The sequence below is a fragment of the Actinomadura sp. genome (assembly GCF_044508335.1).
Classification (GTDB): domain Bacteria; phylum Actinomycetota; class Actinomycetes; order Streptosporangiales; family Streptosporangiaceae; genus Spirillospora.
Window position 1 is genome coordinate 4,018 of the sequence record NZ_JBIQHY010000044.1, and the last position, 5,966, is coordinate 9,983.

At 73.7% G+C, this 5,966-nt stretch carries 4 protein-coding genes; 2 read left to right on the forward strand and 2 right to left on the reverse strand.

Annotation, left to right across the window (positions count from 1 at the left end; translation table 11 throughout):
- Both lspA and ACIWVC_RS17135 read right to left on the reverse strand, forming a co-directional pair.
- Positions 1 to 526, reverse strand: a 526-nt coding sequence (gene lspA / locus ACIWVC_RS17130; RefSeq protein ID WP_396454310.1) for a signal peptidase II, incomplete at its 3' end; no start/stop codon positions are given.
- Positions 527 to 594: 68 nt separating this feature from the next.
- On the reverse strand, positions 595 to 975 hold the full coding sequence (locus ACIWVC_RS17135; protein ID WP_396447868.1) for a TraR/DksA family transcriptional regulator: 381 nt from the start codon (positions 973 to 975) through the stop codon (positions 595 to 597).
- Between the two features lie 707 nt (positions 976 to 1,682).
- On the opposite strand from ACIWVC_RS17135, the gene ileS reads away from it, so the two are divergent.
- Together ileS and ACIWVC_RS17145 are read left to right on the forward strand one after the other, a co-directional pair.
- On the forward strand, positions 1,683 to 4,856 hold the full coding sequence (gene ileS, locus ACIWVC_RS17140) for an isoleucine--tRNA ligase (protein ID WP_396454311.1): 3,174 nt from the start codon (positions 1,683 to 1,685) through the stop codon (positions 4,854 to 4,856).
- A 113-nt stretch (positions 4,857 to 4,969) separates the two neighbouring features.
- Positions 4,970 to 5,743 carry a DUF1707 domain-containing protein gene (locus tag ACIWVC_RS17145; RefSeq protein WP_396447818.1) on the forward strand — a complete coding sequence of 258 codons (774 nt, stop codon included), beginning with the start codon at positions 4,970 to 4,972 and terminating at the stop codon, positions 5,741 to 5,743.
- Positions 5,744 to 5,966: the final 223 nt, after the last annotated feature.

Here is a 5,966-nt window from a genome sequence, read left to right on the forward strand (position 1 = left end):
GCTCAGGCCGGGCCGCGGGCTTCGATCCGGCCCCGGGCTCGGGGGGGCCGCCGTCGTCCTTGCCGGTGATGCGCGTCCCGTCGACCTGCAGGCCGCGCGCCGCCAGCAGCACGGCGAGGGCGCCGCCGCACACGATCGCCGAGTCGGCCAGGTTGAACACCGGCCAGTGCGGCAGCTGGATCCAGTCGACGACGTGGCCCTTCAGCGGGGCGGGCTCGCGCAGCAGCCGGTCGATCAGGTTGCCGACCGCGCCGCCGAGCAGCAGGCCGAGGCAGACCGCCCAGGGCACGCTCCGCAGGCTGCGGGCGGTGCGCAGGATGGCCACCACCACGCCGCAGGCGATCAGGGTGAACACGATCGTGTAACCGGTGCCGATCGAGAAGGCGGCGCCGCTGTTACGGGTCTCGCGCAGCGTCAGCAGCCCGCCGAGCAGCCGGACGGGCTCCCGGTCCTGCAGCGTCGCCACCACGATCAGCTTGGACACGATGTCGGCGGTCAGCGCGGCCAGGGCCACGGCGACCAGCACGCCGACGCGGCGCGGCCGAGGAGTTCCCGTGGACTCCCCGGCCTCGCGCTCTGGGTTCGTTGAGTCGCTCAGCGACGTTCCTCGCGTTGTTTGCATGTCACACACAGGGTCGCACGCGGGAAGACCTGAAGTCTCGCCTTGCCGATCGGCCTGGCGCAGGACTCGCAGATCCCGTACGTGCCGGCGTCCATCCGCTGGACGGCCCGCTCTATCTGGGCGAGCAGGTCCTGTGAATTGTAGGACAGCGCGAGCTCGTGCTCGCGCTCGTACGTCTTGGCGCCCGCGTCGGCCTGGTCGTCGCCGGCCCCGTCGCTGCCGTCGCCCTCGGCGATCTGGCTCGCGGACGCGGCGATCTCCGCGCGCAGGCCCTCGATCTGCTCCTGCAGCCCGGCCCGCACCTCGGCGAGCTCCGCGGCCGTCCAGCGGTGCTCCCCCTCGCGCACCGGCAGCTCCGCCGCCCGCGCCGCCTCCGCCGGGGGGCGCCCGCCCCGCGTCCTGCCGGAGGCGCGCCCGGCCGGTTTGCGGGCGGGCCGCTTCGCCGCGGCCGCCTTGCCCCGGGCCTTGCCCGCGGCGGGCTGCTTCCCGGCGTGCTCCTCGGCGGGCTGCTCCTCGGCGGACACTGCGCCCTTCGTCGCGCCGGCCATGTCGGCCTCCCTCGCGCTGATCGCCTCGACGGGCAGTGCGGGCAGCATAGGTCCCCTTTCTCGTGCGCGGTAAACAACCTGGCGGTGGTACCGACCCCTTATGCCCGGTCGGCGATCGGCCGGAAACCCCGCGGCGGGCCGCGAGATCGCAAAGGAACGGCACGGCGCGCCAGGGCCGGCGCCCCGGAAAACGGGAAGAGGACGCCGCGCGGGTGCGTTAAAGTGCAGACGAGCAGTCGCACGGCAGGCGCTGATGGGGACACCTGCCGCCGAACGCGGCCATGAGCGACCCGGGGACGGTGCGAGCCCGGGGGCGGGCACGGCGGTCTGATCACCCCGGAGCCGCCGGAAGAAACGCCCCGGACCCGGTCCGCGGGCGCGGTAGAACCGGCAGCCGGGACTGGAACGAAGCGGGCCGCGCCGCCAGGCGCGGTCAAGGAGGGTGGTACCGCGGGGCCGCGCGCCTCGTCCCTCCGGTCAGCGTTTCCACGTCGATCCGGAGGTCCGCCATCGTGAGCCGAGCTTTTCGGCCGCTGCCCGCGCAGGTCGATCTGCCCGCCCTGGAGCGGGACATGCTGCGCCGCTGGCAGGAGAACAAGGTCTTCGAGCGGTCGCTGGAGCGCACCGCGTCCGGCGAGCCCTGGATCTTCTACGAGGGACCGCCCACCGCCAACGGGATGCCGGGCGTCCACCACGTCGAGGCCCGCGTGTTCAAGGACGTCTTCCCGCGCTTCAAGACCATGAAGGGCCGGCACGTCCCGCGCAAGGCCGGCTGGGACTGCCACGGCCTGCCCGTCGAGGTCGCCGTGGAGAAGGAGCTCGGCCTCACCGGCAAGAAGGACATCGAGGAGTACGGCGTCGCCGAGTTCAACGCCCGCTGCCGCGAGTCCGTCCTGCGCCACGTGGACGCGTTCGAAGAGATGACCGAGCGCATGGGCTACTGGGTCAACACCGACCAGGCCTACCGGACGATGGACCCCGAGTACGTCGAGAGCGTCTGGTGGTCGCTGAAGCAGGTGTTCGACAAGGGGCTGCTGTTCCGCGACTTCCGCATCACCCCGTACTGCCCGCGCTGCGGGACGGGCCTGTCCGACCACGAGCTGGGCCAGCCCGGCGGCTACGAGACGGTGTCCAGCCCGTCGGTGTACGTGCGGATGCCCGTCACGTCCGGTCCGCTCGCCGATATGGGCGCCGCGCTGCTCATCTGGACCACGACCCCGTGGACGCTGGTGTCGAACACCGCCGTGGCCGTCCATCCCGACGTCACGTACGTCGCGGCCCGCCCGGAGGGGTCGGACGAGGTGCTCGTCGTCGCCGAGCCCCTGGTCGGCCAGGTCCTCGGCGAGGGCGCCGAGCGGCTCGCCGCCTTCCAGGGGACCGAGCTGGAGCGGACGCCCTACCAGCGGCCCTTCGAGCTCGTCGACATCCCGGACGCCCACTACGTCGTCCTGGGCGACTACGTCACCGTCGAGGACGGCACCGGGCTCGTCCACCAGGCGCCCGCGTTCGGCGGCGACGACATGAACGTCTGCAAGGCGTACGGCATGCCGATCGTCAACCCGATCGGGCCGGACGGGCGCTTCCTGCGGGAGGTGCCGCTGGTCGGCAACAAGTTCTTCAAGGACGCCGACGAGCCCCTCACCGACGACCTGCGCGCGCGCGGGCTGCTGTACCGCGGCGGGCACTTCGAGCACAGCTACCCGCACTGCTGGCGCTGCCACACGCCGCTGCTCTACTACGCGCTCCCCGCCTGGTACATCCGCACCACGCAGATCAAGGACCGGCTGCTGGAGGAGAACGAGAAGACCAACTGGTACCCCGAGACGGTCAAGCACGGCCGGTACGGGGAATGGCTCCGCAACAACGTCGACTGGTCGCTGTCCCGCAGCCGCTACTGGGGCACGCCCCTCCCCCTGTGGGTGTGCGGCGACGACGAGGACCACGTCACCTGCGTCGGGTCGCTGAAGGAGCTGGGCGACCTGGCCGGACGCGACCTGTCCGCACTCGACCCCCACCGGCCGTACGTGGACGACGTCGTGTTCCCGTGCCCGCGGTGCGGGGCGGAGGCGCGCCGCGTCCCCGACGTCATCGACGCCTGGTACGACTCCGGGTCGATGCCGTTCGCGCAGTGGGGCGCCCCCTACCGCAACAACGAGATCTTCGAGAACTCCTACCCCGCCCAGTACATCTGCGAGGCCCAGGACCAGACCCGCGGCTGGTTCTACTCCCTCATGGCCGTCGGGACGCTCGTGTTCGACCGGTCGTCCTATGAGAACGTCGTGTGCCTCGGGCTGATCCTCGCCGAGGACGGCCGGAAGATGAGCAAGCACCTCGGCAACGTGCTGCGGCCCATCCCGCTGATGGACGAGCACGGCGCCGACGCGGTGCGCTGGTTCATGGCCGCGAGCGGGCTGCCCTGGGCGTCCCGCCGCGTCGGGCACGGCGCCCTGGAGGAGATCGTCCGCAAGGTCCTCCTCACGTACTGGAACACCGCGTCGTTCTTCGTCCTGTACGCGAACGCGGCGCGGGCGCAGGGCCGCGCCTGGACGCCGGACCGGCTGGCCGAGGCCCCGGCCCCCGCCGGCCGGCCGCTCCTGGACCGCTGGGCGCTCGCCGAGCTGCACCGCACCGTCCGCGAGGTCGACACGGCGCTGGAGCGGTTCGACACCGCCCGCGCGGGCCGGCGGCTCTCCCAGTTCGTGGACGACCTGTCGAACTGGTACGTGCGGCGGTCCCGGCGGCGCTTCTGGGAGGGCCCGGAGACCCCCGAGGGGTCGGCCGCGTTCGCCACGCTCTACGAGTGCCTGGAGACCCTCACCCGGCTGATGGCGCCGATCGTGCCGTTCATCACCGACCACGTGTGGGACGTCATCCGGCCCGAGGACGGCCCCGACTCGGTGCACCTGGCCGACTGGCCGGCCGTCGACGAGAGCCTCCTGGACGAGGCGCTGACCGAGCGGATGGCGCTCGTCCGGCGGCTGGTCGAGCTCGGCCGGTCGGCGCGCGCCGCGAGCGGCGTGCGGACCCGCCAGCCCCTCGGCCGCGCGCTGGTCGGCGCCCCCGGCTGGGCGGAGCTGCCCGGGCAGCTGCGCGAGCAGATCGCCGAGGAGCTGAACGTCCAGGCGTTCGAGGAGCTGTCCTCGATCGGCGGCGACCTGGTCGAGTACGAGGTCAAGCCCAACTTCCGGGAGCTGGGCAGGCGCTACGCCAAGGACACCCCGAAGGTCGCCAAGGCGATCACGTCCGCGGACGCGGCGGAGCTGGTCCGGGCGCTGCGCGCGGGCGACGCGGCCGTGGAGGCGGCCGATCTCGGCACGGTGCCGCTGGCGGCGGACGACGTGATCGTCACCGAGCGGCCGCGCAGCGGCTGGGCGGTGGAGAGCGCCGCCGGGGAGACGGTCGCGCTCGACCTCACGGTCACGCCCGAGCTGCGCCGCGCGGGCCTGGTGCGGGAGGCCGTCCGGCTCGTCCAGGAGGCCCGCAAGGCCGCCGGCCTGGAGGTCACCGACCGCATCGAGCTGTGGTGGGAGGCGACCGGGACCGACCTCGCCGAGGCGCTGCGCGCCCACAGCGGCGAGGTGGCCGCGGAGGTCCTCGCGACCGCGGTGCACGAGGGCCGCCCGGAGGGGGTCCCCGCCACCCGCGACGAGGAGCTGGGCCTCACCTACTACATCCGCAAGGCCTGAGGAGCCGCGTCCGCGGGCATGAGGAGCCGTGTTCTCCGCCGCGTCCGGGCGCGGCGGAGAACATTTCGGCAACGGGGTTCGTCACGACACATCTCGTTTGCGATGATGGTTCGGTGAGTCTTCCCGAGCAGCCTTCCGGCTCCGACCGTCCGGCCCCGCCGCCGTCCGCGAGCATGCGCGCCTCGGACGCCGACCGCGACGAGGTGGCCGACCGCCTGCGCGAGGCCCTCGCGGAGGGGCGCATCACACCCGAGGAGCACGCGGAGCGCATCGACGCCGTCTACAAGGCCAAGACGTACGCCGACCTGGAGCCCGTCCTCAGCGACCTGCCGTCGGAGCAGGCGCCGCGGCCGCGGGTGGACCTGCGCAAGGAGCCCGCCCTCCCGCCGCCCCCGGCGCAGTCGCCGCACCTCGTCGCCGTGTTCGCCGGGGCGGAGCGCAAGGGCCGCTGGCTGGTGGAACCGACCACCAACGTCTCCTGCGTGTTCGGCGGGGTGGAGCTCGACTTCCGGCAGGCCGTCCTCAGCCAGAGCGAAGTGACCGTCAACATCACCTGCGTTTTCGGCGGGGTCGACATCACCGTCCCGCCGGGCGTCCGCGTCGCGGGCTCCCCGACCGCGGTGTTCGGCGGGAGCGAGCTGCCCGAGGACGACACCGCCGACCCGGACGCGCCCGTCATCCGGCTGACGGGGATGGTGCTGTTCGGCGGCGTGTCGGTGAGCCGCCGCGCCGCCGGGGAGAAGCGCCGCCGCCGCGACCGGCACCGCGACGTCCACGAACTGCACCGCAGGCGGCACGAGGAGCTGCGGGAACTGCACCGGGAGCACCGCGACGCCCGCCGGGAGCGCCTGCGGGAACTCCGCGCGGAGCGCCGCCGACTCCGCTGACCCGGGGGGATCGCCGCCCCGGGCCCCCGCCGGCCGACGCCGTTCAGCGGCGAGCCGCCCCGCGCTCAAGCGGCCGGCGGCCGTGCCGTCTCACCAGCGCTCGACCGGCAGCGCTCGACCGGCGGTGGTCGGCCGGCCGCTGCTCCGCCGCTCAACGGCCAGGCGGCCATGGCCGGCCGGCCGCGGCGAGGCGGGCCGCTGCCCTGCAGGGCGGGTGATCTGC